The organism is Kribbella sp. HUAS MG21 (genome assembly GCF_040254265.1).
Taxonomy (GTDB): domain Bacteria; phylum Actinomycetota; class Actinomycetes; order Propionibacteriales; family Kribbellaceae; genus Kribbella.
The window spans coordinates 5,658,662-5,684,994 of the sequence record NZ_CP158165.1; the positions used below are offsets into that span (position 1 = coordinate 5,658,662).

Genomic DNA, 26,333 nt, shown 5'->3' on the forward strand with positions numbered 1-26,333 from the left:
GCGAACAGGCAATTCCGGCGCACCGGCCGACACGTTGGGTAAACCTACGACCGAGTTCGATGACGACACCGAGATCGTTGCTTCCGGCCACGGTCGCCGGTTCCGGGGCGTCGGCAGCCCTGGTGGCCAGTGATTGACGTGACTGAAGGTGGCCACGGTGAGCCCTTGACGAGCAGTTCTGCGCAGTGGCTAACTGTCGTCACCCGCCTGCCCGAGGAGACTCATGCGCCTGCTCCGGTCTGCTGTCAGTGTGCTCGCCCTGGTCGTTCCGCTCCTGATGCCGCTGGAGGCCGGCGCCACGGCCCCGGCAGCGGCGAAAGTCTCTCCCGAACCTCAACAACTCGTGCAGCGCGACGACGGGTTCCCGATCACTCCCGTGGTCGGACTCGTCCGGACCGCGCGCACCGACGCCGACGCCGAGCGCGTCGTCCGGCAGGCGCTGCGGCGTGCCGGCGTCCAGACCGTGCGGACCTCGGACGGCCGTGACCCCGGTACGCCGACCACGATCTGGCTCGGCCGCGACGCGTCGGTCCTGAGCGCGTTGAGGGTGCCGGACAGCACCGGCCTGGCCGCGGAGGGGTATGTACTCGCCGCCGGCCGCGACCGGGCCGACCGCGGTCACGTGGTGCTGGACGGCGTCGACGCCGACGGCACGTTCTACGCCGCGCAGTCGCTGGCGCAGCTGATCCAGTCGCGCCCGGGCCAGGACTGGATGCCCGGGGTCGCGATCCGGGACTGGCCGACCATGCGCTACCGCGGCTCGATCGAGGGCTTCTACGGCACGCCCTGGTCGCACGCCGATCGGCTGGATCACCTCGGCTACCTCGGTGAGCACCGGATGAACACCTACGAGTACGCGCCGAAGGACGACCCGTACCACCGTGAGCAGTGGCGCGACCCGTACCCGGCCGACAAGCTCGCCCAGCTCGCCGAGCTGGTGGATCGCGCCGGGCAGAACAAGGTGGACTTCACGTTCGCGCTGTCGCCGGGACTGTCGATCTGCTACACCTCCGACGCCGACTTCCGGGCGCTGGTCGCCAAGTTCGAGGCGCTGTACGCCGTCGGCGGCCGGGCGTTCAACGTGCCGCTCGACGACATCGACTACAACACCTGGCACTGCGACGCCGACCGGGCGAAGTACGGGACGGGCGGCGGCGCCGCCGGGCGCGCGCAGAGCGATCTGCTGAACCGCGTGCAGCGCGAGTGGGTCGAGACCAAGCCGGACGTCGCGCCGCTGCAGATGGTGCCGACGGAGTACTACAACGTCACCGAATCGCCGTACAAGAAGGCCCTGCGGGAGCAGCTCGACGCCGACGTGGTCGTGCACTGGACCGGGGTCGGCGTCGTACCGCGGACCATCACCGCGGCGCAGGCCGCGCAGGCGAAGGCGGTGTTCGGTCACGACATCCTGATCTGGGACAACTACCCGGTCAACGACTACGCCGCCGGCCGGCTGCTGCTCGCGCCGTACTCCGGACGCGAGCCCGCCATCGCGGACAACGTGGTCGGCGTCATCTCCAACCCGATGAACCAGGCGGCGGTCAGCAAGCTCGCGCTCTACTCGTTCGCGGAGCTCGGCTGGAACCCGGCGACGTACAACGTCCAGGCCTCCTGGCAGCGCGCCCTCGCGGAGCGCGCCGGCGGGAACCCGGCGACGGCCGCGGCGCTGCGCGTGTTCGCCGATCTCAACTGGTACGACGGCACGCTGCATCCCGACAGCGCTCCGGTTTTCGGTGCAGCGGTCGACCGGTTCTGGGAGCTGTGGCGATCTGGGCAGCGCGCGCAGGCGATCTCCGTACTGCGGCCGCAGGTCACCGCGATCGCCGCCGCGCCGGCCGCGATCCGGGCCGGCGTGATCGATCCGGCGTTCTCCGCCGAGGCGGAATCGTGGCTCGAGGCAACCGAGCTCTGGGGCCAGGCGATGCAGCGCGCGCTGAACCTGCTGTCCGCGCTGGACGCGGGCGACGGTGCGGCGGCGTGGACCGCGCGGCAGCAGCTCGGCGGCCTCGTCTCGCAGGCGAAGGCGATCCGGGACAGCCGGCTCCCGCACAGCAACACGTACCCGCGGATCGGTGAGGGCGTGGTCGACGAGCTGATCGCCGAAACCGGGCGCGTGCACGACCGCTGGCTCGGCGTCCAGCCGGGCCGGACCGCGTCGACGAACCTCGGGACGTACCAGGACAACGTGCCCGCGCGGATGATCGACGGCGACCTGAACACGTTCTACTGGAGCAACGGCGCGCCCCGGACCGGCTCCGAGATCCGGGTCGACCTGGGTTCACCGGCGACGATCGGCGCGATCGCGGTGCTGATGGGCAAGGCGTCCAGCCCGAACGACTACATCCGCTCCGGTGCGCTGGAGTACTCGGTCGACGGCACCCGCTGGACCGAGCTCACGCGCGCGACCACCGCCGAGGTGCGCGCCACCGCTCCGGCCGGGACGACCGCGCGGTACGTGCGCTACCGGTCGCTGAGCTCGAGCGACTTCTGGCTGGTGGTCCGCGAGTTCTCGGTGGAGACGATCGGCGGGCGGAAGACGACGCTGACCGCGGGCGGTACGCCGGCGCCGGCTCCGGGCTCGTCGTACCAGCGGGCCGTCGACGGCAACCTGGACACCGCGTACCTCCCGGCCGCCGCGCCGAAGCCCGGTGACGCGCTGACCGCCACGCTGTCGGCGCCGCGGGAACTGGCCGGTCTCACAATCCTGCAGCAGTCGTCGAGCGTCGGCTCGGCGAACGTCGAGGTCCAGGTCGGCGGTGTCTGGCAGCGCGTCGGCTCGGTGTCGTCGGCGTACGCCGAACTGCCTGTGGCGGACCTGAAGGCCGAGGCGGTACGGCTCGCATGGACAAGCGGTACACCGGCTGTCGCCGAGATCGTGCCGCTGTGGTCGGACACCCCGCTCGCCGAGTTGGGCGTGGCGGAGGAGCGTGCCGACGCCGTTCGCGGCCAGGCGACGAGCTTCACGATCGACATCGCGGCGCAGCGAGGCCAGGACGTGAGCGGCACCCTCGCCGTCGCCGCGCCCGCGGGCTGGACCGCGGACCCGGCCAGTACGCCGATCGTCGTCAAGCGTGGCTTCAGCCAGTCGGTGGCGGTCAAGCTGACGCCGCCGGCCGACGCGGCGCTCGCCGACGTGGACATCCCGGTGACCTTCAGCACCGGCTCGACAACCTTCGAGGCGGTACTCCGCGTCGCCGTCCGGCCGCGCACCGGCGACACCAACGTGGCGCTACGCCGCCCGGTCGTTGCCTCCAGCATCGAGCCGGGTACGTCGTTCACCGCGGACCTCGCCGTCGACGGCAACACCGGCACCCGCTGGGCCTCGGGCTACGACAACGCCTCCTGGTTCCAGGTCGACCTCGGTACGCCGACGCGGCTCGGCAAGCTGGTGCTGCGCTGGGAGACGGCGTACGGGTCGGCGTACAAGATCCAGGTCTCCGACGACGCGACCACCTGGACGACCGCGACCGAGGTGGGTAGCGGTGACGGCGGCACCGACACGCTGTGGCTGGACACAACCGCGCGCTACGTACGGATGCTGGGCGTCCAGCGCGCCACGCAGTACGGCTACTCGCTCTACGAACTGGAGGTCTATCCGGCGGTCTGACCACATGGCGGGCGGGCCGCGTCTGCTCGCCGGCGGCCAATAGGCTGGTGCGCATGACCGGCGTTGAGCATCTGGCGATCGTCGCGGCCGGGCTCGGCGCCGGTGTGCTCACGTCGACGGTCGGAGTCGCGTCGCTGATCAGCTTCCCGGCGCTGATCGCGCTCGGGATCCCACCGGTGGTCGCGAACGCGTCGAACACCATCGGGCTGCTGCCCGGTGCGTTGAGCGGGTCCTTCGGGTACCGCCGGGAGCTGCGGCAGGTGTCGCGGCCGACCACGATCGCGGTCGTGCTGACCTGTGCGATCGGCGCGATCGGCGGCGCCGCTTTGCTGCTGGCGCTGCCGCCGGGCGTGTTCGCGGCGGCGGCGCCCTGGCTGATCCTGTTCACTTGTTTGCTCGTGGGCGTGCAGCCGTGGATCTCGAAGTGGCTGCGTTCGCGGCACTCGGCACCGCGGGAGACGCGGACGGCGCTGACCCCCACGACGACGTTCTTCGCCGCGCTGACCGGGGTGTACGGCGGGTACTTCGGCGCGGGCGCCGGGGTGATGATGATGGCGGTCCTGGCCCTGGGCCTCGACCTCGAGTTGCGGATCCTGAACGCGCTGAAAACCCTGTCCCTGCTGGCCGCGAATCTCGTCGCGAGCATCATCTTCGTCTTCGGCGCCGACCTGAACCGGACCGCCATCGTCCTGCTGGCCGCCGGATCGGTGGCCGGCGGCTACCTCGGCGCACACATCGGCCGCCGCCTCCCCAGCACCTTGCTCCGCGTCCTGATCGTCTTCTCCGGCGTCACCGCCGCGACCCTGATGCTCCGCTAGCGCTCGGGATGGCACGCTGGCGCAGTACAGACGAACTCGGAGGAGGCCGATGAACGACGTGCTGGAGGCGGTGCGGGGGCGGCTGATGGTGTCGTGCCAGGCGTATCCGGGGGAGGCGATGGACAGTCCGGAGGTCATCCGGGCCGTGGCCCTCGCGACCGTGGCGGGTGGGGCCGCGGGGCTCCGGGTGCAGGGCATCGAGGACATCGCCGCGGTGCGGGCCGTGGTCGAACTGCCGCTCGTCGGGCTGTGGAAGGACGGCCAGGACGACGTCTTCATCACGCCGACGCTCGACCACGCGCTCGCGGTGGCCGCGGCCGGAGCCGACGTCGTCGCGGTGGACGGCACGCAGCGGCCGCGTCCGGACGGGCGCAGTCTCGCCGAGGTCGTCGAGGCGGTACACGCGCGGACCGGCAAGCTCGTGATGGCCGACTGCTCGACGTTCGAGGAAGGGGTGGCGGCCGCGGCCGCCGGCGCTGATCTGATCGGTACGACGCTCTCGGGCTATACGCCGTACACGACCAAGGGTGAGGGGCCCGACCTCGACCTGGTTGCCCGGCTGGCGGACACGATCGACACGCCGGTCGCCGCGGAGGGCAGGATCCACACGCCGGATCAGGCCGCTGCGGCGATCGCGGCCGGTGCCTGGACAGTGGTGGTCGGGACGGCGATCACGCATCCAACGACGATCACCAGCTGGTTCACGCAGCGCCTGGAACAGCTGTGAAGTGAGTCTCAACGGGCCGGCGAGCGAGGTCCGGCGTACGGGCACGCCGGACGCGGCTCCTCTCGGCGTCCGGCGCCTGCCCGGGGCCTACGCGTTCTCGAGCAGGGACAGGGAGGCGGCTGCCGCCGCGGTGGGGTCGGCGGCCTCGATGGCTGCGGCTAGTGCTTCGTGCCAGGTGTCCTGGCCGGTGGTGAAGACCTGGAGGCACTGGTCGTCGCGGAGGCTCTCGGCGAGGGATTGGGCGAAGCTGGTGTACAGGTCGATCAGGACCGGGTTGTGCGAGGCGCGGGCGACGCACAGGTGGAACTCGACGTCGTTCTCGACGAAGGCCTCCTCGTCGCCGGCCTCGCCTGCCGCGGCTCGTGCGGCGAGGGCCTGGTGCAAGGCCTTGATGTCGGACTTGGTACGGCGTGACGCCGCGAGCCCGGCGGCGACGATGTCGAGACCGCGGCGCACTTCGAGGACGTCACCGTGGTCCGCGGTCCCGAGGCGCCGGCGGATCGCCACATCCGTGGCATCCCGAGCCGTCACGTAGGTGCCGTCGCCCTGCCGCGTGGCGAGCAGACCGGCGTGGACCAGACCGCGGACAGCCTCGCGGACGGACGCCCGGCTGACGCCGAGCTGTTCGACGAGTTCGGTCTCCGACGGGATGCGCTCGCCCACCGCCCAACGGCCCGCGGTGATCTCGTCGCGCAGCTGGCTCCCGACGGAATCCACCAGCGAGACCCGCTCGACCTTTCGCATCGCGACCTCTTCCTCAAACGTCAGATGACTGATAACCCTATCATCAAGCAATTCGTCCGTTGAAGGGGTCGGTGGTGTCATGAGCGTGGTGCGGCCGATCCTCGCGCTGAGCCGGGCGGAGATCGTCAAGACGCTGGAGATGCCGGCCGTCATCGAGGCGGTCGAGCAGGCGCACGCGGCGCTGAGCACCGGGGGTGCGGCACAGGCCGAGCGGTCCACGATGGATGTCCCCGGCCGGACGACGATGCTGGTGCCGATGACGGCGGCGATCGCGTCGCAGTCGGTCGCGGGCATCAAGCTGCTGACGGACACGCCCGCCAACGCGGCCCGGTCGCTACCCGTGCAGCAGTCGACGGTCCTGCTCGTCGATCCGGACACGGGGGCGTGTGAAGCGATCCTGGACGGTCCGGCGCTGACTTTGTTCCGGACCGCCGCGGCCTCGGCGGTGGCGACCCGGCATCTCGCGCGCAAGCAGTCACGGACGCTCGGGCTGGTCGGTGCGGGCGCGCAGGCGCGGGCGCATCTGGACGCGCTGGCGTGTGTGATGACGATCGACCGCGTCGTGGTGTGGAGCCGGACGAAGGAACGCGTCGAGGCCTTCGCCGCCTACGCCCGGGACCGGGTGACCGACGTGATTGTTGCCGAGGGCCCCGAAGAGGTGGTGCGCAGCGCGGACGTGCTGTGTACGTTGACGCCTTCGCGTGAGCCGATCGTCCTGGGGGAGTGGTTCACGCCCGGACTGCACGTCAACGCGGTCGGCGCGCCGCCGCGGCCGGACCACCGGGAGATCGACAGCGTCGGCATCGCCCGGAGCACGGTCGTCGTGGACAGCTACGACGTGGTACGGCGGGAGTCCGGTGACGTCCTCGTACCGCTGGCCGAGGGCGTGATCACGGCGGACCACTTCGCGACCGAACTCGGCGACGTGGTGACCGGCGTCCGCCCGGGACGGCGTACCGACGCCGACATCACGCTCTACGACTCGGTCGGGCTCGGGCTGCAGGACATGGCGGCCGCGCGGCTCGCGGTCGACGCGGCCCGCCGGACCGGACTCGGCGTCGAGCTCCGTCTCGCCTGAGTCACGACCTTCTCCTGGAGACCCGATGCGCATCCTGATCGCGAACGTGAACACCACGCAGGCCATGACCGAGACGATCCGCGCCCAGGCCGCGGCGTCCGCCTCCCCGGGGACCGAGGTGATCGGGCTGACGCCGGACATCGGGCCGGAGTCTGTGGAGGGCAACTTCGAGAGCTACCTGGCCGCCGTTGCCGTGATGGACGCGGTCGTGCGGTACGAAGGCCCGTACGACGCCGTGATCCAGGCCGGGTACGGCGAACACGGGCGCGAAGGTCTGCAGGAGCTGCTCGACGTCCCGGTCGTCGACATCACCGAGGCCGCCGCGCAGCTCGCGATGCTGGTCGGCCGGAGCTACTCGGTCGTGACGACGCTGGACCGGGCCGTGCCACAGATCGAGGACCGATTGAAGCTGGCGGGTCTGTCGGACCGCTGCGCCTCGGTGCGCGCCAGCGGTCTCGCCGTACTGGAGCTCGAAGAGGACCCGGAGCGTGCCGTCGAGGCGATCGTCGAGCAGTCGGTCCGCGCGGTGACCGAGGACCGCGCCGAGGCGATCTGCCTCGGCTGCGGCGGCATGGCCGGCCTGGATCGAAAGGTGGCCGCGGCCACCGGCGTTCCCGTGATCGACGGCGTCGCCGCGGCGGTGACCCTCGCCGAGTCGCTGGTACGACTAGGCCTCACCACCAGCAAGGTCCGCACCTACGCCCGCCCCCGCCCCAAAACCATCACCGGCTGGCCACTAAGCGGCAGCGTTGGTGACGGTGTCAGCGGGTGATGCGGTCCACCCGGTGGCCGGTTTGGTCGAAGATGTGGAGCTTGGCGGTGTCGATGGCCAGGTGGATGCGGGTGCCGCGGGTCAGTTCGGATTCGACCGGGAGTTCGACGACGAGGTCGGCTCGGCGGTGGGTGGCTGAGTTCACGGGTTCCGGTGCGGCGGGCGGACGGCGGGTGAGTCTGCTGCGGAGGCGGCTGCGGAAGGACGGCCGGTCGACGGTGTCGTCGTACTGCGCGGCGGCCGGGACGCGGCCCACCTTGTCGGGGTCGACGACCTCGATACCGCACTGGACGAACGCGATCGACTGCTGGCCGTGGAACTCGAAGGCGCGGATCGTGCCGGTCAGCCGGTTGGCCGCGTCCTGGTCGGTGATCAGGCTGAAGGCGCTCGAGCGGGCGCCGACGATCACCCGGGCGCCGTCGTGGTGGCGCAGGATCAGTGAGCGGCGGTCGGTCGGGTCGAGCTGGATCGACTGCGTGCCTAGCTGCAGCGAGACCCGGTGATGGGCGGTGACGTGCACGGTCGCGGCCATCAGGTTGATCCGCGGCGTGCCGAGGAACCCGGCGACGAACGCGGTGGCCGGGTCGTTGTACACCTGGGTCGGCGTCCCGACGTCCTCGATCCGGCCGTCGCGCATCACCGCGATCCGGTCGGCGAGCGTGAGCGCCTCGACCTGGTCGTGCGTCACGTAGAGCGTGGTGACGTTCAGGTCCCGGGTCATCGCGCCGATCTCCTGCCGGAGCTCGGTGCGCATCGTGGTGTCGAGGTTCGACAGCGGCTCGTCCAGCAGGAACACCTGTGGCCGCCGGACCAGCGCCCGGCCGATCGCCACCCGCTGCCGCTGACCGCCCGACAACGTCCGCGGCATCCGGTCGAGCACCGTGTCGATGCTGAGGATCTGCGCCAGCCCGACCGCTGTCGAGCCCGCCTCGTGGTCGTCCTGCCCGGCGATCTGCAGCGGGAACATGATGTTCTCCTGCACCGTCCGGTTCGGGTACAGCGCGCCGGTCTGGAACACCATCGCCACCCCGCGTTCGCGCGGCGGCAGCCGGGTGCCCTTGGTGCGGCCGAACCAGACCTCGCCCTCGGTGACCCGCTCGAGGCCGGCGATCATCCGCAGCAGCGTCGTCTTCCCGCAGCCCGACGGCCCGAGCAGCACCATGAACTCACCGTCGCCGATCTCCAGCGACAGCCGGTCCACCGCGAGGTGCTCACCCTCGAACACCTTGGACACCGCGTCGAGCCGGATCGCCGTCATGTACGCCTTATACGGGAACTTCCGGTTCACCGGCAAGCACTCGCCCTCACCCAAAGTGATTGCGGGCGGCACGGCTGAGAGCTTGACTGTTGCTACAGGCAATCAACGACGCCGTTGACGGCGACGGCCCGGAGTTCGCCGATGCCACCGTTCGGGGTGCGTTCGAGCTGCACGAGGTCGGCTCGGGCACCGACTTCCAGGCGGCCGCGATCGCGCAGACCCAGGAGGTCGGCGGGGGTCGTGGTCGCCATCGTGACCGCGGTCTCCAGCGGGAGCCGGCCCGGGCCGGTGGCCCAGCGCAGGCAGTCGAGCAGCGAGGCGCCGCTCCCCGCGAGGTACGGCGTACCTTGCAGGCGGAGGCTGCCGTCGGAGCCGACGGTGACCGCACCGCCGACAGCCGTCCGGTAGTCGCCGGGCGCGCAGCCGGCCAGCGCCGCGGCGTCGCTGGTGAGGACGCAGCGGTCCGGACCCTTCGCGCGCACCAGGGCCCCGAACGTGTCGACCGGCAGATGATGGCCGTCGGCAATCAGCCCGGCGGTCAGCGGGTCCTCGGTCAGTTGGGCCCAGATCGGGTTGTGGTGCCGGTCGACCTGTGCCGGCAGCCCGTTGCCGAGATGTGTGCACAGCCGCCCGCCCGCGGCGGCGAACGCGTGGATGTCGGCGGCCGACGCCATCGAGTGCCCGATCGACGGCAGGACGCCGTTCCGCGCGAGGTGCCGGGTGAACTCGATCGCGCCGGCGCGCTCCGGAGCGAGCGTCATGATCGCGATCGTCCCGTCGGCGGCCGCCTGCCAACGGTCGAACTCGGCCGCGTCCGGATCCCGGATGACGGCCGGGTCGTGGGCACCGCGCGCCCCTTCCGCCGAGGAGATGTACGGCCCCTCCAGATGCAGACCGGGTACGGCGTCCGCGACGGCCGGATCGAGCGCGCGGACGGCGGCCGCGCGCTGCACCAGTGCGGTCGTCGTGGCGTCGTCCGCGGAGATGATCGTCGGGTAGACCGTGGTCACGCCCTGGGTCCGGAGTACCCGGACGAGCTCGGACAGCTCGCTGTCGCGGCGCGACGGGTCGTTGACGTCCAGGCCGGCGAACCCGTTGAGCTGGAGGTCGACGAGGCCGGGGATCAACAGCAGGTCCGGTGCCGCCGGGTGGTCGGCGATCTCCTCGATGCCGTCGGGGGAGAACCGGACCCGGACGCCGCGACCCCCGGCCGTGCGACCTTCCAGAACCTCACTCGCCACAGCGCGCCTCCTCAGCGTCGGGTTGCGGACAACCCAACTGCATTTGAAGGGCCCGCGGCAAGGCAGGTCAGTATCTGGTGGACGTCCAGGCCGTCGTTGGGGTGTGCAGGGCGTCAGTCAGCCCGGACCTGGCGAGGGCGGCCCGGCTCTCGGCCGTTGCCCGCGCGGTGATCTCGGTCAGCTCGGTCGTCTGCAGCTGCCGATCCCGGACGAGCACGCGCCCGTCGACGATGACCGTGGCGACGTCATTGCCGTTCGCCGCGTAGGCGAGCCGGTGGACCGCCAGCTCCGGCAACAGCGGCTGGAAGTGCGGTGCGCGGCCGTCGATCAGGATCAGGTCGGCCTTCTTGCCCGGTTCCAGCGAACCCAGGTCGTCGGCCAGGCCCAGGGCCCGGGCCGCGTCGATCGTGACCATCGCGAGTGCCTTGGCGGCAGGCAGCACCTGTACGTCGTTGGCCTGGATGCGTTGCCACTGCATCGCCGGGTGGACCTGGGCGAGCAGGTCGAAGGACCGGTCGGGTGCGGCGCCGTCGGTGGCGATCACTACGTTCGCGCCGCCCTCGAGCAATTCGAGCACGTGGCACGGCGCCTTCACGTTGGCGTGCGTGTAGGGCCCGTGCGCAACGGAACAGCGGTGCTCGGCGATCAGGTCCAGGTCGGTCCTGGTCTGGCTGGTGCAGTGGGCGAGGTGCAGCCGCGGTCCGACGAGCTCCGGCACGTACCGGACCGCCTGCGTCACCATGCCGCGGAACGCGTGGGCATGGATCGGTACGTCGTACTTGCGGGCCAGCTCCGCGACGTGTTCCCAGACGAGTGGCGTATCCGGATGCGGCTCGTCGCCCGCGGCACCGGCCGGATCCATCGTCAGGTTGGAGGGCGCCGGCAGGACCCGGCACATCAGGTCGTCGGTCGGCAGGTCGGCCAGCGCGGCGCTGGTCAGTTCGAGTTCGTCCACCAGCGAGAGCTTCGTCGTACCGCGGTACACATGCGGCCATGGACCAGGTCCCGGTCCGACAGCGGCGACGTGCCGTACGCCGACCTCGCGGTACGCGCGGGCTCCGGCGCGGACCGCGGTGAGGTCGTCGAGGCAGGGCGTGGACCCGGGATACGACAGCCCGGTGGTCACACCGGCCAGTGCGCGTTCCGCCGCCGCGAGCAGACCGTCGGCGTACCAGAAGTCCTCGGTCGTGTGGGTCCGGTAGAAGTCGTTGAAGATCTCCAGCCAGCGGTCCGCGGTCACGCCCTCGTACCAGCCGCGGATCAGTGTGTGGCCGCCGTGGCCGTGGCTGTCGATCAGCCCCGGCAGCGCGAGCTGGCCGCTCGCGTCGATGACGGTCGGGGCCGTGTACGTCGACCGGATCTCGGCGTCGGGGCCGACCGCGACGATGCGGTCGGCCCGGACCGCGATCGCGCCCGGCGCGAGGATCCGGAAGTCCGGATCCATCGTGACCACGATCGCGTTGGCGATGACCAGATCGGCGAGCTCGGGTTCAGGCATCGATCTTCGCCAGGATCTGCCGCACGTACGCGACGCTCTCCTCGAGGAACGCGCCCTTCTCCACCAGGCCGAAGGGCTGCGCGTGGTAGTCGGCCAGCGACGGCATCGCGCCGGACCGCGCGCGCTCCTCGCACTCGACCGCCAGCCGCATCACCGCGGCGAGCTCGGTCGTGGTCAGGTCCGGGTGCGCCTGCTCCCAGATCGGGTGGAAGATCTGCACGCCCATCAGCAACCGGTCGTTGGTCATCTCGATCGACAGGTTGAGTTCCGGGTTCGCCGCGTGCAGCGCGCCGATCACCTGCTCCCAGTCGATGACGCCCTGCCCGCACGGCCGGACCTGCCGCGTGAGACCGCCTGCGTCGTAGAACAGCACGATGTCGCGCAGGTGCGACAGATGGGTGTACGGCGCCAGGCGGTGCGCCGCGGCGACCGGGTTCTCGCTGCGCGACACAGTGTTCGCGGTGTCGAACGTGACGCCGAGGACGTCATCGCCGGCCGACTCGATGAGCCGCAGTACTTCGAAGGAGGTGATCTCCTCGTGGTTCTCGATGTTCAGCCGGGCGCCGTGGTGCCGCAGCACCGGCGCCAGCTTGTGCATGAACTTGTCGATCGCGACCAGCTGGTCGGGCCAGTCGACGTCGGTCCGGAACCGGTCGATCGTGTACAGGCCGGGCAGGTTGTGCTTGTAGTTGCCGGCCGACGTCCAGAGCTCGCGGCAGCCGATCGCGACCGACGCCTCGACCATCATCTCCATCGCGCGCAGGTAGTCGCCGCCGCCCAGTTCGCGGATCTCCGGCTGCTCCGGCGACGCGTACGGATTGACCTTGCCGACACCCATTTCGAGGTACAGGCCGAGACTGTCGGCCGTGTCCCGGACCGCGGCCAGGTAGCCGCTGTCCAGCGTCGGGCTCACGTCGACGACGGACCGGAAGAACACGCCGTCGTACCCGCGGTTCGCCGCGGCCTGGAGGATGCCGATCGCACCCTCCTCGCGGCCGAACGGGAACTTCTTGCCGTCTACTCCAACTCGCATAGCGGTGACACTCCTGTCGATGGGTTCGGGTCAGCCCTTCATCCCGGACGTCACGACGCCCCGGATGTAGTAGCGCTGAAGGAAGAGGAAGACGACCAGCAGCGGGACGGCGGCGACCGACGCGGCCGCGAACAGCTCGCCCCAGGTCGGCAGCTGGCCGGGGTCGGTGAAGGTCGCGATCGCCACCTGGACGACCTGCTTGTTGGGGTCCTGGACGGCGATCAGCGGCCAGAGGAACTGGTTCCACCCGGCGACCGCGCTGATCAGGCCGACGGTCAGCAGCGCGGGGCGGAGGTTCGGCAGGATGATCTGGACGAACGTGCGCCAGGTGGAGGCGCCGTCGATCGCCGCGGCCTCGTCCAGCGACCGCGGGATCTCCTGCACGCTCTGCCGGATCAGGAAGATGCCGATCGCGTTCGCCACCCACGGGAGGAACAGCCCGGCGTAGGTGTCGGTGAGCCGCAGTTCGCGCGTGACGACGTACATCGGGACCATCACCACCTCGAACGGGATGAACGAGGCGACCATCACCAGCGCGAACAGCACCCGCGAGCCGCGGAACCGGTAGCGGCCGAAGACGAAGCCCGCGCCGGCGCAGACCACGATCGTGAGCACGACCTGGCAGACCACGACGATCAGGCTGTTCAGCAGGTTCCGGCCGAAACCGAACTCGGAGAAGATCGTGGCGTAGTTGGCGAGCGTCGGCTCCGGCGGCAGGAACGTCTTCCAGCTCAGCGGGAAGCCGTACTTGAAGACGTCCGCGGTCGGCTTCAGCGACGAGGCCAGCATCCACAGGTAGGGGAAGAAGAACACCACCGTGACGGCGAGCAGGACGACGGAGCCGAGCCGGCGGCGGACCCGCTCGCCGGGCGTTGCGGCTGAGGACAGTGCCATGGTCAGTACTCCAAGTCGGTGCGCAGCAGCCGGGCCTGCAGGGCGAGCAGGCCGGCGACCAGGACGATCACGGTGACGCCGACCGCGGACGCGTAGCCCAGGTTCGAGAACTGGAACGCCTGCTGGTACATGAAGTACACGGCGTTGTTCGTCGCGTTGTCCGGGCCGCCCTGTGTCATGACGAAGATCGGCGTGAAGACCCGGAAGCTGAAGACGGTGGCCATGAACGTGACGACCATCGTCGTACGGCGCAGCAGCGGCAGCATGACGAACCGGGCCAGCCGGAAGCCGCGCACCCCGTCCAGCTCGGCGGCCTCGTAGACCGACGCGGGCACCGCCTGCAGGCCGGCGAGGAAGATCAGGACCGAGAAGCCGATGTCCTCCCAGATGCCGACCAGCAGGATCGCCGGGAGGGCCTGCGCGCTGCTTGTCAGGAACGGCTGCGTCGGCAGCCCGGACCAGTCGATGATCGCGTTGAACAGACCGGTGTCCGGGAAGTACATCAGGTTCCAGATCACCGCGATCACCGCACCGGACGTGACCAGCGGCGCGAACAGGGCCGCCCGGGCGAGCGCCGTACCGCGGAGCTTGCGGTCGAGCAGGACGGCCAGCGCGAACGCCAGCGGTACCTGGACCACCAGCTTGCCGACGACGTACAGCAGCGTGTTGCCCATCGAGTGCCAGAACGTCGTGTCCTGCAGCAGTTCGGCGTAGTTGGCCAGTCCGACGTACTTGCTGTTGGTCAGGTCGAGCAGGCTGACCTGGCGGAAGCTGTTCAGCAACGCGTAGACCAGCGGGCCGAGCTGGAAGATCGCCAGGCCGACGCAGGCCGGCGCGAGCAGCACGCCGATCGTCAGCTTGTGCGAGCGTGGGGTGCGGACGGCGGTCGCCGCCGTCCGGCCGGGGACCGCCTCGGTCGGTTCGGCTTCGGTGCGCAGTGCTTGGGTCGTCATCGGTACCTCGCCAGCAGGGTGTCGAGCTTGGTCGCCGCGCGGCGCAGTCGCTCGGCCGGGTCGGCGCCGAGCGCGATGTCCTTGATCGCGGAGTTGAGGACGTACTGGTAGCTCAGCGCGCCCGGCGTGGCCGGTGGCGGGTAGGCGCACTTCTCCAGGGTGTTGAGCATCAGCTTGTACGGGTGCTGCCGGTAGCGGGGGAGTCGTTCGAACAGGCTCGTGCGGGCCGGGAGCGTGCCGCGGACCTCGCTGTGCCAGGTCATCCGGTTCGCGTCGTTGTGCAGGAAGGCCAGCAGGGCGGCGGCCTCCGGGACGTGCTTCGACGCCGACGCGACGAAGAAGCCCGCGCCGCTGCCGTGGCTGAACTGGGTCGTGCCGGCCGGCACCGGAGCGACCGCCCAGCGGAACTTCACCTTCAGCTGCTGGGCGCGCAGCGCGGTCGTGTCCGCGTTGACGAAGGAGACCGCGCGTCCGTCGTACCAGGCGTTCGGGAGGCCGGCGCGCGGCGTGAGGCGGTCGGTGAACAGGCTCTGGTAGTACTGCATGCCCGCGACCGCTTCGGGGGTGTCGACGTACCCGCGGGCGCTCGTGCCGTCGGGGGAGACGGCTTCGAAGGTACGGCGTTCCGACTCGGTGCCGGACCTGGCGCCCGCCGAGCGCAGGAAGATGCCCTCGAACCAGTAGCTCGACCCGGGACCGCCCGGGCCCATGATCGACGGCGCCAGCGACCAGAGCCGGCGGTCGTCGCCGCGCTGTGCCTCCTCGAGCTCACGCCAGGCCTCGCGGGTGCGTTCCCAGGTCCAGGCGTCGGCCGGGTCGTCGGAGACCGGCGGCGCCTCGACGCCGTACTTCGCGAACACGTCGGCGTTGTAGAAGTGCGCGAGGATCTGCTGCTCCCACGGCATCGCGTAGAGCCTGCCGTCGTGCGAGTGCAGCGTCCTGGTCGGCGCGACGATGTCCTCGATGAAGTCGTCGGCGATCAGGCCGTCGAGCGGTACGGCGGCGTTGTTGGCGACGTACTCCGGCATGAAGTCGCCGAAGGTGAGGATGATGTCCGGCGGCGAACCGCCCGCGATCGCGAGCTGCGCCTTCTGCGAGAGCTCGCCGAACGGCACCGTCTGGTCCTCGATCCGCAGGTTCGGGTAGGCGGCGGTGAACTGGGCGAACAGCTTGCTGAAGTACTGGTCCTGGACCTTGATCGGGAACTGCTGGCGCAGCACGCGCAGGGTGATCCGCTGTTTGGTCAGCGCGGGGCCGGTGTACGGCCAGAGCCCGTCCGGCAGCGCGATCGAGGCGGTGGCGGGTGGTGTGGAGCCGCAGGCGGACGCGGCCGCGCCGACGGCGCCGACGGTGCCGAGGGCACCGAGCGCACCGAGGAAGCGGCGGCGCGTCATCGCGGTGCGGTGTGGAGGCTGGTGACTGGGATGCACGGGAATCCTGCCAATCACTGGGTCCCGGCGGAGAGCCGGCGGGTTGTGGCGTTTTCGATGGAAGCAGGAATCCGGCGACTCTGCAATAGGTCTTGCAGAATTAACTGGATGCAGTAACCATTGCAACGAGGCGGCCGCTAGAGTCGGCGGCGTCGCAGAGTCCGGGGAGGAACGGCATGTCCGAGCAGCAGGTCGCCGAATGGCTGGCAGCCTCGTCGCCCGCCGGCCGGCTGAGCCCGAAGCTGCTGAGCGTCTACCAGGTGCTGCAGATGCAGCCGGCGTTCGCGTCGTACGCGAGTGCCGGTGAGGTGGCCGAGCGCGCGGGAGTGAACGTCGCGACGGTGACGCGCTGCGCGCAGAGCCTGGGTTTCACCGGGTGGCCGCACCTGCAGGCGGGGCTGCGCGACGCGTTCCTGTCCTCCCGGCTCGCGGACCGCACCGACGTCGCGGATTCGCCGGTGCACTCGGCACTGGACCGCGACATCCACAACCTCCAGCTGGCCGCGCAGCAGGTGGACCCGGAGCAGGTCACCGGTTTCGTCGACGCGATCGCGGCCGCCCGGCGGACCGTCGTCCTGGGTTTCGGGACGCATGCGGCCGTCGGGCATGTGCTCGCGACCCTGGGCGCCAACCGGGGGATCGACATGGTGATGGTGGACCAGGGAGGTGTGCGGCTGGCGAACGCGCTCGCGTCGCTGACCGCGGACGACTGCCTGGTCGCGATCAGCTTCTGGCAGTACTACCGCGACACCACGACCGCGATCGAACTCGCCCGCGAGGCCGGTGCGTCGATCTGCGTGCTGACCGACTCCGCGAGCTCACCGGCGGCGAAGCTCAGCGACCACACGTTGGTGGTCCCCACGGAAGGCGTGTCGTTCTTCCCGTCGATGACCGCGGCGTTGAGCGTGGTGTACGGCGTCCTGTCGGATCTCGTGGCGAGACATCCGGAGCGCAGCGAGAACGTCGGTCACCGGGCCGCCGAGCTGCTCAGCCGGTTGAACCTGCTGGATCGGGGTTAGCGGTGCCGTAGCAGTGCGTCCGCGCGCTCGCCGGCGGTCGCGCGCAGGTCGGTGCCGGCGGCGGCGCTCAGGGCTGTGACGGTCGACGTCGTCACCGGCGTGCGGACGTCGACGCGCCGTGCGACCTCTTCGAGGACGGCGAGCCCGCAGGTCACGTCGTCGGTCAGGAAGCGGTGTCCCAGCGTGGTCGGTCCGGCGGCGGTTGCGAACGGCGGGAAGGCTGCGAACGCCTCCGTCAGCGTGGCGCCGACACATCCTTGGTCGCCGTAGAACCGGGTGAACCAGTCGCCGACCGGCGTGTACGGGACCTCGAGCGCTGCGGCGAGCGCGGCACGTTCGTTGTCGGTGGCAACTACTAGCCGCTCGGTCGCCGCCGACATGCCTTCGCGGAACAGCGTGAACGGGGTGGCGTTCACGATCCTGCTCAGATTGGTGAGCACCAGGGCGGGATGCAGGACGTGGTTGGTGTTGGCGAGGCTGCTCTCAACGGCGGTCGCGGGGACCAGGTCGAGGGCGGGCGCGAAGATCTCTGCGGCTGTGCTGCCGGGGTGCAGGTCGCCGGCGAGCAGCCCGCGTTTCGCGCCGCGCAGCGTCACGGTCGAGCCGCTGATGCTGCCCATGAACGGGTTCGCGTTGGTTTCCGCGATCGTGGCATCCGGCAACCGGGCGTGCACCAGCGCGGAGCCGCCGACACCCGGGGCGACGAGCAGTACGGCGCGATCGGCCAGCAGGTCGGCGTACCGCGCGATCAGCTCCAGGAGGCTCGCGGCATCCGTGAGTACGACGTACGCGTCGGCCTCTGGCTGGGGCGCCGAGACGACCTCGATGGGGCGATCTCCGAGCGCGGTCACCCGAACGCGGCGATCGCTGCCGACCGAGATCGGCTGCTGGGTGCGCGCCGCAATGGCCGCCGCGGTGAACAACGCGTGGTCGGTGTCCCCGAGGACAGCGAACCTCACGGTGCGGGCCAGCGCGGCGTCACCACGCGGCCGGTGGCCGTCTCGACGATCTTGATGCCCTGACCTTCGTCGACGAGCTGCAGATCGGAACCGACCGGCAGGTCCCAGATCCCGATCAGTGCCGGCTCGATCTCGCAGACCTCGTTGTAGTCGACGACCTTCATGTTCGCCGAGTCCGCCAGGTACTCACTGGTGTCGATGTGGGAGAAGATCCGCCAACCGTTGTCGGCGGAGGCCCGTGACTCCTCGCGCACCATCCACTTCACCCGGCCCGCGCCGGACAGCACGTTGGTGGTGGTCAGGCACGCCCCGGCTTTGGGGATGAACTGCATCGCTGGTCTCCTCCGAGTGGTCAGGCGAACGGTGCGGTCCGGGGCCGCAGGGCGGTGCGGAGTTGGCGGCGGGAGGTGATGCCGAGTTTGGAGAAGGTCTTGCGGAGGTGCCACTCGACGGTTCGAGGGCTGATGAAGAGTTGGGCGGCGATCTCCGGGTTGGTCAGGCCGTCGCGGGCCAGGGCGGCGATCTGGGCCTCCTGGGCGGTCAGGTCGTTGGTGGTTTCGGGGGTGCGCTTGCGGACGGTCTCGCCGGTCGCGAGCAGCTCGTGGCGGGCGCGTTCGGCGAAGGCGGTCGCGCCCATCGCGGCCAGCTGCTCGTGCGCGGTGCGCAGGTGTTCGCGGGCGTCCTGACGACGGCCTTCGCGGCGCAGCCATTCGCCGTACAGCAGCTCGGCGCGGGCCGACTCCACGCGCAGCTGGGTCCGGCCGAGGTGCTCGACGGAGGCGCGGTACGCCGCCTCGTCGTTGGTGAGCAGCGCCCGCGCGCGGGCCTCCATCCCGCGGCCCCAGTCGGTCGGGACGGCGGCGAGCCGTGCGCTCAGCCAGCCGAGCGCGGTCTCGACCAGTTTGGTGTCGCCTGTGCGCGACGCGGCCTCGGCCAGCTCGCCGATCACCAGGACGCCGTACGCCACCGGGTCCTGCTCGAACACCTGCAGCGCCGCGTCCCGTGCGGTCTCGTACCGGCCGAGGCCGTTGTGCAGCAGGGCGCTCGCGTACGTCGCGATCGCGGTCATCCGGCCCTGCTGCTGGTCGTGCGCCGTACTGATCATCGCGTCGATCAGCGCGGTGGCCCCGGCCTCGTCGCCGCGCAGCGCCGCGAGCTGCATCCGGCCGATCCCGAGGACGCGGTTGCCGGTGGCGGCGGCGATCTGCCGCTCCTCGTCGACGTACGTCGCGGCGGCCGCCAGGTCACCGGTCATCGAGACGACGTTCGCCCGGAAGTTCAGCGCCCATTGGAGCTGGACGAGCGCGCCGCCGTCGCGGGCGATCCGTTCGTGGCGGGCGGCGAGTTCGAGGGCCGCGTCGAGGTCCCAGAGATCGATCGCGACGATCCCGCTCGCGCGGTTGCCCGCGAGCCACATCCAGCCGCCGACGTTCGCGGCCTCGCCGTCGCTGTGCCGGGCGTGCTCGAGCGCCTTGACGAGCTGCGGCGCGGCAGCGACGTACCCGCGGGTGAAGCGGAGCGCGAGCGCCTGCAGCAGGAGATCGCCCGGCGGGTCCGACGGCGCCGGCGCGGGGGCTGCGGACGCGGCCTCGCCGAGGATGCCTGGCGTGTCCGGGCCGCTCGCCCAGATCGCCGCCGACATCGCTTCGAGGTAGGCGATCCGGGCCTGCTCGTGGTCGAGCGGGTCGAGCTGTTTCGCGGCATCGACGAGTGTCCGGGCGGCCTCGGCGGCGTTGCCCTGGTCGAAGGCGATCTCGCCGCGCAGCCGGGTGCTGCTCGCCTCGCGGAGCGCGTCCGTCGGTCCGGCGGCTGCCCCGGCGAGCAGCTCGAGGGCCGAGTCGAGTGCGCCGGCGCTGCGCTTGGCGGTCGCGGCGGCCAGCAGCCGGTCGGCCCGGAGCGCGGGGTCGATGGTCAGTGCGGCGGACCGTTCGAGGAACGTGGCGGCGGCGAAGAAACCGCCCCGCGCGCGGGCGCGCTGGGCGGAGCGTTCGAGCTCGGCGGCGACGTCCTCGTCCGGAGCCATCGTCGCCTGCGCGCGGTGCCAGGCCCGCCGGTCCGGATCGGTGGTGGGATCGGTCGCGCCCGCGAGCGCGCGGTGCACCGACAGCCGTTGCTGGGGTGAGGCCAGGCGGTACGCCGCCGAGCGCACGAGCGGGTGCCGGAAGCGGATCTGCCGGTCGAACGTGATCAGCCCGGACTCGACGGCACCCGCGGCCGCGTCCGCGCCGAGTCCGAGCTGCTCGGCCGCGCGCCAGAGCAGCGTCGGGTCGCCGAGCGGTTCGGCCGCCGCCGTCAGCATCAGCAGCCGGGTATCGGTCGGCAGTACTTCGAGACGTCGTACGAAGCTGTCCTCGATGCGGCCGGCCAGCGTGCCCGCGGTGAGGCCGTCGGCGAGCTCGGCCGCGGTCCAGGCGCGGGGGAGTTCGAGGAGGGCGAGCGGGTTGCCGTGGGTCTCGGCGACGATCCGGTCGCGGACCCGGGGATCGATCGGCCCCGGCAGGACGGACTCCAGCAGGGCGCGGGCGTCCGCGTCGTCGAGTCCGCGGATCTCCAGCTCGGGCAGCCCGCCGAACGCGTGCTCGACGCCGTCGCGGACCGCGAACACCATCACCACGGACTCGGCCGCGAGCCGCCGCGCGACGAACGCGAGGATCCGCGCGGACATCAGGTCCAGCCACTGTGCGTCGTCGACCACGCACAGCACCGGCTGCTCGGACGCGGCGTCGGCGAGCAGGTTGAGCACCGCCAGCCCGATCAGGAACTTGTCCGGCGTCGCCCCGCCGACCAGCCCGAACGCCGTACCGAGCGCCTCCCGCTGCGGCACCGGCAACCGCTCCAGATGGTCCAGGAACGGCTGACACACCTGGTGCAACCCGGCATACGCCAGCTCCATCTCGGACTCGACCCCGGCCGTCCGGGTCACCCGGCACCCCTCGGCCCCAGCCACCAGCGCGTCCAGCAACGCCGACTTGCCCACCCCGGCCTCACCGGTCAGCACCAGCACCTGGCTACGCCCGGCCCTGGCCTCCCCGACCAGCCCGCTCAGTACGCCGATCTCCCGCCGCCGCCCGCGAAGCTCACCCATCCCCACGCCGATCAGCCTAGATGGAGTCAGGCGTCCAGGAGGTGGAGGGCCTCGGTGATCGAGGTGGTGACCGGGGCTCCGGTGGCTCGGAGGGATTCGGCGGTCATGGCGCCGGTGGTGACGAGGACGCAGTGGGTGCCGGCTGACTGGGCGGCCTGGGCGTCGTCGACCACGTCGCCGATGAGGGCGACGGTGGTCGGGTCCAGGTTCTGGGCCTCGAGGTGCAGGCGGAGGCTGTCGGCCTTGGAGCCGCCGCCTACCTCACCGGGGAGGCCGTCGATGCGCGAGAAGTACGAGGTGAGGCCGTACTGGTCGACGGTCGGCGTCAGCCTCGCGTGGAACCACATCGAGAGCAACGACTGCGTGCGTCCGCCCGCGGTCCAGGAGCGCAGTGCGTCGTGGGCATCCGCTGCGAGCTCGCAGGTGTGCAGGAGGGCGTCGTACCGCTCGTGGTAGAGCTTGTCGACCTGGGCCCACTCGTCCTCGTCCAGCGTGCGCCGCAGGATCTGCTCGTACGACAGCCGCATGGGCCGCGCGTACGCCGCCTGCCACTCGTCCCAGGTCAGGTCCGCCCGGCCGAAGCCGCTGCAGACCTCGTTGACCGCCGCGAGCACCGCGTGGTTGTCGTCGAGGAGCGTGCCGTTCCAGTCCCACACAACATGCGAAATCACGGCGTCACTGTAGTGCGAGGAGTGAGAGGATGCTGCGCATGCCGGAATTCGTCCCAGCGCAGGAACTCACCGCGGGTTTCTACGCCGACGTGATCGCGCCGCGGCTCGACCGGACCGCGCACGCCGCTGGTCTGCTCGGCTGGGGCTCGGACGTCCTCGGGTACGACACCGCCCGATCCACGGACCACGGCTGGGGCCCGCGGCTCGTGATCCTGGTCGACGCGGACGAGGTCGAGCCGGTCCGTAAGCGCGTCGAGGCCGCACTGCCGGACGAGTACCGAGGCGTACCGGTCCGCTTCGGCTGGGACACCCATCAGGCCTCGCACCACATCACGGTCGCGACCCTCGGCGACTGGCTCCGCGACCACCTGGGGTTCGACGCGTCGCAGGGAATCAGCCAGCGCGATTGGCTGGTGACACCGCAGCAGCAGCTCCTCGGCGTGGTGCGCGGGCAGGTGTACGCCGACGACGGGCGGCTCGCTCCGGTCCGCGAGGCCCTGGCCTGGTACCCGGACGAGCTCTGGCGCTGGATGCTCGCCTGCCAGTGGTCCCGGATCGCGCAGGAGGAGCCGTTCGTGCAGCGCACGCACGAGGTCGGCGACGAGCTCGGCTCGCGCGTCGTCACAGCGCGCCTCGTGCGCGACGTGATGCGGCTCGCGCTGCTGCAGGCGCGGACGTACGCGCCGTACACGAAATGGCTGGGTACGGCGTTCGCCCGGCTCGGGCATCCGGACGGGCTCGACCGCGCGCTCGCCGACGCGGTTGCCGCGGGCAACCTCGCGGACCGCGAGCGGGCGCTGGTGACGGCGTACGAGCTCGTCGCCCGCCGACACAACGCGCTCGGCATCACCGCCGAGCTGGACACCGCGCCGCGCCCGTTCTTCGACCGCCCGGCTCTGGTCCTGGACGCCGGCCGGTACGTCGAGGCGTGTCTGGCGACGGTGTCCGACCCGCGGCTGAAGGGCTACGGCCTGATCGGCTCCGTGGACCAGTTCGTCGACAACACCGACGTACTCAGTCAGTCGACCGCCTACCGGCGCCTCGTGGAGGTCTACCAGTGACAGTGCCGACATTGTCCAAGCACGTGATCAGCTCGGTCACGACCGCGAAACTCGGTTTCGAGTACCTGCGCACCATCGGCCGCAACTCGTTCCTCGGCAGTCACGGCAGCGGCGGCGTCGTCACGGCGTACGTCGTCGAGACCGACCGCGGCGCGACCGGCTGGGGACTTCCGTTGTACGACGGTGACCCCGGGGCGCTGGTCGGTCGCTCGGTGGCGGAGCTCATCGATCCGGCGCGCGGCGTGATCGATCCGGCGGCGGAGTTCCTCGACTTCCCGCTGCACGACCTGGCGGCGCGGATCCTCGACGTGCCGGTGTACGCGATGCTCGGCGGCGCCGGCTCGCCGCGGGTGCGCTGCTACAGCGGCGGCATCTACTTCGACGACCTGGACGGCGGGCTCGAGGCGATCCGCGCGAACCTCGTCCAGGACCACGCGTTCGGGTTCCGCGACTTCAAGCTGAAGATCGGCCGCGGGCACCGGTGGATGGACCCGCGCGCCGGGCTGCAGCGCGACATCGAGGTGACCCGGCTCGCCAGGGAGCTGTACCCGGACGCCGGGATCCTTGTCGACGGCAACGACGGCTTCACCGTCAACGGCCTGTTCGAGTACCTCGACGGCGTCGCGGACTGCGAGCTCTACTGGATCGAGGAGCCGTTCGCCGAACGCCGCCCGGACCTGCAGGCCCTCCACGACCGCCTCCGCGAGCTGCCGACCCGCCCGAAGGTCGCCGACGGCGAGTACGACCCCGACGTGGACCACGTCCTGCAACTGGCCGGCGAGGGCCTCGTCGACGTGGCCCTGATGGACGTCATCAGTCACGGCCTCACCGGCTGGCGCCGCACGATGCCGCAGCTCAAGGCCGAGGCCTCACCGCACGCCTGGGGCCTCCCGATCAAGACCCTGTACGCCGCCCACCTGGCCGCGGGCCTCGGCAACGTCCCGATCATCGAAGGCGTCCCCGGCCCCGGCAGCTACACCCTCGAGGACGGATACGTCGTCCTCCCGGACCAGCCGGGCTTCGGCATCAACCTGCCGTAGTGGGCGGCCCGTCCAAGGCGGAACGGCTGTCCAGGGCGTCGATGGCGGTACAAGCCGCGCGGTACCAACGGCAGCTCTGCTGGAACACGGACTGGAAGAGGTTGCTGAAGACCGAGAACCGGAAGTCCCAGCCGCACAGCTCCCAGCTGTAGTCCGGGACGGCCAGCGCCTTCCAGTAGTGCCGCAGCAGGTCTTGAGCCTCACGTTGCCGATGAGGGAGCGCGCTGAGCGAGTACGCGAGGTCGTGCGGACCTAGGCCGGGCTTCAGCTCTGACCAATCGATCACCTTCGGCCGCGGGTCGCCGTCGGTGAAGAAGATGTTCCCGAGGAAGTGGAAGTCGCCGTGGATCAGCGTCAGGTCCCGGCGCTGCGCGACGCGCTCCTGGAAGCAGTGCGCCCAGACGTCGAGTACGTCGTACAGGACCGCACGCTCGGCGGTTGTCAGCTCGGAGGTGCCGCCGAAGAACCTGTCCGCCGCATCGCGCACTGCTGCGGCATGACGGGCGATCACGTCGGGCGGCCAGCCCTGCGCGGAGCTCGTCACCGATAGCTCCGGCGCCGGTGCCGCCGACGTGTCGTTCCAGAAGTGCGCATGGAGGGTGGCGATGACCTCGATGGTTCCGCGCAGTTGCTCGTCCGACACCGCGGTTCCGGCTAAGCGGTAGCCGCTCGCCTCGAGATCCTCGGTGAGCAGCAGCACGGTCTCGCCGGTGTCGTGCGCGCCGAGGTACTGCGGAGCCGGATGGTGCCAGCGCGGTGCGAGGTGCTCGAAGAACTGCACCTCGCGACGGGCCGCCGCGAGACCGGCGCCGGTCGCCAGCTTCGCGATGACCGTCAGGTCGGGCCCGGCGGTACGGCGTACCAGCAGCCGCGCGACCTCCGCCGCCGAGGCCGCGAACGTGTCCACGACCTCGACAGCACGCACCGGCGTACCCAGGGCGGCGCTGACGTCCGCCGGTGAGAAGGTCAGGTCCACGGCCAGTGCGGCGCCGGTGTCGAAGGGCCTTCGTACGGTAGGTCTCCGTAGTGCTCCTGGAGTTCGGCGAGCTGGGTGGTCAGCGTCGCACGCGTCGCGGCGTACGCCGGGTCGTCGGCGACGTTGACCAGTTCCTCCGGATCGTTGCGAAGGTCGTACAGCTCCCACTCGGGCTCCGAAAGGCGGTCGGACGAGCCCGGTACGCCGAGGCCGGCGCCGTAGTAGTGGATGAGCTTGTGGTCGCGGGTGCGGATGCCGTAGTGCGCCGGGGCGTTGTGGTTGGGGTCGTCGTGCTCCCAGTACCGGTAGTAGATCGCCTCGGGCCAGTCCGGGATCTCCTCACCGCGCAGCAACGGCAGGAAACTCCGGCCTTGTGACGTGGGCAGTACCTCGGCCGCGTCCAGCCCGGCCATGTCGAGGAACGTGGCCGCGAAGTCCACGTTGGTCACCATCGCGTCGCAGGTCCCGCCGGGCTCGATGACGCCCGGCCAGCGGATCATCATCGGCATCTGCAGCGACTCGTCGAACATCAGCCGCTTGTCGAACCACCCGTGGTCTCCGAGGAAGAACCCCTGGTCCGACGTGTAGACCACGACGGTGTTCTCGGCCAGCCCCTCGTCGTCGAGGAAATCGAGCAGTCGCCCGACGTTGTCGTCGATCGACTGCACGCACTGCAGGTAGTCGCGCAGGTAGCGCTGGTACTTCCAGCGCATCCGCGCCTCGCGGTTCTCCGGGCCGCGCAGCTCCTCCGGCAGCTCCTCGCCGAGCTCCTCGACGCCGAGGTCCTCCGCGACCGACATCCGCACCCCGCGGACCGCCTGGCTGCGCGTGCTGTGGTCGTCGAACAGCGTGCTCGGCTCCGGGATCGAGCCGACCGGGTAGAGATCCTTGTGCTTCTCGTCCGGCACCCACGGCCGGTGCGGCGCCTTGTGGTGCACGAGCAGCAGGAACGGCTGGTCGGGGTCGCGCCGGCGGAGCCAGTCGATGCTCTGGTCGGTGACGATGTCGGTCGCGTAGCCGGGCACGGTCCCGGCGCCGTCGGGCCCGATCATCAGCGGGTCGACGTACTCGCCCTGGTCGGGGAAGATCCGCCACTCGTCGAAGTGCCGCGGCGCGGCCTCGGGCCGCTGCCCCAGGTGCCACTTGCCGAACAGCGCGGTCTGGTAGCCGGCGTCCTTGAGCACCTCCGCGATCGTCGGCACCCGGTAGTCGATCTGGGTGTAGATCGACGCAACCCCGTTCACGTGGCTGTAGGTGCCGGTCAGGATCGACGCCCGCGACGGGGAGCAGATCGAGTTCGTGCAGTACGTCGCGTCCATCCGCACCCCGTCCCGGGTCAGACGGTCGAGGTGCGGCGTGCTGTTGACCTTGCTACGCGTGTTGTCGCTGTACGCCGAGATCGCGTGCGCGGCATGGTCGTCGGACATGACGAAGACGATGTTGGGAGTCGGCACCGTCTCACCCTAGTC

At 70.8% G+C, this 26,333-nt stretch carries 22 protein-coding genes; 8 read left to right on the top strand and 14 right to left on the bottom strand.

Features of this window, described 5'->3' with window-relative positions; translation table 11 throughout:
* The first annotated feature begins 223 nt into the window (after window positions 1-223).
* The 3 genes from ABN611_RS27490 to ABN611_RS27500 are packed head-to-tail and all read left to right on the top strand — an operon-like array spanning window position 224 to window position 5,152.
* On the top strand, window positions 224-3,607 hold the full coding sequence (locus ABN611_RS27490; RefSeq protein WP_350275135.1) for a beta-N-acetylglucosaminidase domain-containing protein: 3,384 nt from the start codon (window positions 224-226) through the stop codon (window positions 3,605-3,607).
* A gap of 53 nt (window positions 3,608-3,660) precedes the next feature.
* Window positions 3,661-4,425 (top strand): sulfite exporter TauE/SafE family protein, encoded by a 765-nt coding sequence (locus ABN611_RS27495; protein WP_350275136.1) that lies wholly within the window; start codon window positions 3,661-3,663, stop codon window positions 4,423-4,425.
* 49 nt (window positions 4,426-4,474) lie between these two features.
* Window positions 4,475-5,152 (top strand): N-acetylmannosamine-6-phosphate 2-epimerase, encoded by a 678-nt coding sequence (locus tag ABN611_RS27500; protein ID WP_350275137.1) that lies wholly within the window; start codon window positions 4,475-4,477, stop codon window positions 5,150-5,152.
* Window positions 5,153-5,239: 87 nt separating this feature from the next.
* Here ABN611_RS27500 and ABN611_RS27505 read toward each other — a convergent pair whose 3' ends face one another.
* Entirely contained in the window at window positions 5,240-5,896 is a 657-nt protein-coding gene (locus ABN611_RS27505) for an FCD domain-containing protein (RefSeq protein WP_350275138.1), read from the bottom strand.
* A gap of 79 nt (window positions 5,897-5,975) precedes the next feature.
* On the opposite strand from ABN611_RS27505, the gene ABN611_RS27510 reads away from it, so the two are divergent.
* Together ABN611_RS27510 and ABN611_RS27515 are read left to right on the top strand one after the other, a co-directional pair.
* Window positions 5,976-6,974, top strand: a complete 999-nt coding sequence (locus ABN611_RS27510) for an ornithine cyclodeaminase family protein (protein WP_350275139.1) — start codon at window positions 5,976-5,978, stop codon at window positions 6,972-6,974.
* A 25-nt stretch (window positions 6,975-6,999) separates the two neighbouring features.
* On the top strand, window positions 7,000-7,746 hold the full coding sequence (locus ABN611_RS27515; RefSeq protein ID WP_350275140.1) for an aspartate/glutamate racemase family protein: 747 nt from the start codon (window positions 7,000-7,002) through the stop codon (window positions 7,744-7,746).
* Here ABN611_RS27515 and ABN611_RS27520 read toward each other — a convergent pair.
* The 7 genes from ABN611_RS27520 to ABN611_RS27550 form a co-directional block, all read right to left on the bottom strand.
* Window positions 7,736-9,034 (bottom strand): ABC transporter ATP-binding protein, encoded by a 1,299-nt coding sequence (locus ABN611_RS27520; RefSeq protein WP_350275141.1) that lies wholly within the window; start codon window positions 9,032-9,034, stop codon window positions 7,736-7,738. The two genes, ABN611_RS27515 and ABN611_RS27520, sit on opposite strands and share 11 nt — an antisense overlap.
* Before the next feature lie 62 nt (window positions 9,035-9,096).
* Window positions 9,097-10,245 carry an amidohydrolase family protein gene (locus tag ABN611_RS27525; RefSeq protein ID WP_350275142.1) on the bottom strand — a complete coding sequence of 383 codons (1,149 nt, stop codon included), beginning with the start codon at window positions 10,243-10,245 and terminating at the stop codon, window positions 9,097-9,099.
* 67 nt (window positions 10,246-10,312) lie between these two features.
* On the bottom strand, window positions 10,313-11,743 hold the full coding sequence (locus ABN611_RS27530; RefSeq protein WP_350275143.1) for an amidohydrolase family protein: 1,431 nt from the start codon (window positions 11,741-11,743) through the stop codon (window positions 10,313-10,315).
* Window positions 11,736-12,776, bottom strand: a complete 1,041-nt coding sequence (locus ABN611_RS27535) for a sugar phosphate isomerase/epimerase family protein (protein ID WP_350275144.1) — start codon at window positions 12,774-12,776, stop codon at window positions 11,736-11,738. The genes ABN611_RS27530 and ABN611_RS27535 overlap by 8 nt, the downstream gene beginning before the upstream one ends.
* 30 nt (window positions 12,777-12,806) lie before the next feature.
* Entirely contained in the window at window positions 12,807-13,670 is an 864-nt protein-coding gene (locus tag ABN611_RS27540) for a carbohydrate ABC transporter permease (protein ID WP_350275145.1), read from the bottom strand.
* A gap of 2 nt (window positions 13,671-13,672) precedes the next feature.
* Window positions 13,673-14,623, bottom strand: a complete 951-nt coding sequence (locus tag ABN611_RS27545; RefSeq protein ID WP_350275146.1) for a sugar ABC transporter permease — start codon at window positions 14,621-14,623, stop codon at window positions 13,673-13,675.
* Window positions 14,620-16,017, bottom strand: coding sequence for an extracellular solute-binding protein (locus tag ABN611_RS27550; RefSeq protein ID WP_350275147.1), 1,398 nt, complete (start codon window positions 16,015-16,017; stop codon window positions 14,620-14,622). Before ABN611_RS27550 ends, ABN611_RS27545 begins: the two co-directional genes overlap by 4 nt.
* 212 nt (window positions 16,018-16,229) lie before the next feature.
* Here ABN611_RS27550 and ABN611_RS27555 point away from each other — a divergent pair, with 212 nt between their 5' ends.
* Window positions 16,230-17,072, top strand: a complete 843-nt coding sequence (locus ABN611_RS27555) for a MurR/RpiR family transcriptional regulator (protein ID WP_350275148.1) — start codon at window positions 16,230-16,232, stop codon at window positions 17,070-17,072.
* Here the strand turns inward: ABN611_RS27555 and ABN611_RS27560 are convergent.
* The 4 genes from ABN611_RS27560 to ABN611_RS27575 are packed head-to-tail and all read right to left on the bottom strand — an operon-like array spanning window position 17,069 to window position 21,787.
* A complete protein-coding gene (locus tag ABN611_RS27560) occupies window positions 17,069-18,031 on the bottom strand; it encodes an NAD/NADP octopine/nopaline dehydrogenase family protein (RefSeq protein WP_350275149.1) in 963 nt (320 codons plus the stop codon). The genes ABN611_RS27555 and ABN611_RS27560 overlap by 4 nt on opposite strands.
* Complete coding sequence (locus tag ABN611_RS27565; protein ID WP_350275150.1) at window positions 18,028-18,363, bottom strand: DUF2185 domain-containing protein; 336 nt, start codon at window positions 18,361-18,363, stop codon at window positions 18,028-18,030. Before ABN611_RS27565 ends, ABN611_RS27560 begins: the two co-directional genes overlap by 4 nt.
* Window positions 18,364-18,383: 20 nt before the next feature.
* Window positions 18,384-21,116 carry an AAA family ATPase gene (locus ABN611_RS27570; RefSeq protein ID WP_350281691.1) on the bottom strand — a complete coding sequence of 911 codons (2,733 nt, stop codon included), beginning with the start codon at window positions 21,114-21,116 and terminating at the stop codon, window positions 18,384-18,386.
* A 26-nt stretch (window positions 21,117-21,142) separates the two neighbouring features.
* Window positions 21,143-21,787 carry an HAD family hydrolase gene (locus tag ABN611_RS27575; RefSeq protein ID WP_350275151.1) on the bottom strand — a complete coding sequence of 215 codons (645 nt, stop codon included), beginning with the start codon at window positions 21,785-21,787 and terminating at the stop codon, window positions 21,143-21,145.
* Window positions 21,788-21,825: 38 nt separating this feature from the next.
* Between ABN611_RS27575 and ABN611_RS27580 the strand changes: the two genes are divergently transcribed.
* Both ABN611_RS27580 and ABN611_RS27585 read left to right on the top strand, forming a co-directional pair.
* A complete protein-coding gene (locus tag ABN611_RS27580) occupies window positions 21,826-22,848 on the top strand; it encodes a DUF4037 domain-containing protein (RefSeq protein WP_350275152.1) in 1,023 nt (340 codons plus the stop codon).
* Entirely contained in the window at window positions 22,845-23,888 is a 1,044-nt protein-coding gene (locus ABN611_RS27585) for an enolase C-terminal domain-like protein (RefSeq protein WP_350275153.1), read from the top strand. The genes ABN611_RS27580 and ABN611_RS27585 overlap by 4 nt, the downstream gene beginning before the upstream one ends.
* Here the strand turns inward: ABN611_RS27585 and ABN611_RS27590 are convergent.
* Window positions 23,875-24,864 (bottom strand): phosphotransferase, encoded by a 990-nt coding sequence (locus tag ABN611_RS27590; RefSeq protein WP_350275154.1) that lies wholly within the window; start codon window positions 24,862-24,864, stop codon window positions 23,875-23,877. The genes ABN611_RS27585 and ABN611_RS27590 overlap by 14 nt on opposite strands.
* Window positions 24,855-26,318 carry a sulfatase gene (locus ABN611_RS27595; protein ID WP_350275155.1) on the bottom strand — a complete coding sequence of 488 codons (1,464 nt, stop codon included), beginning with the start codon at window positions 26,316-26,318 and terminating at the stop codon, window positions 24,855-24,857. The genes ABN611_RS27590 and ABN611_RS27595 overlap by 10 nt, the downstream gene beginning before the upstream one ends.
* Window positions 26,319-26,333 lie beyond the last annotated feature (15 nt).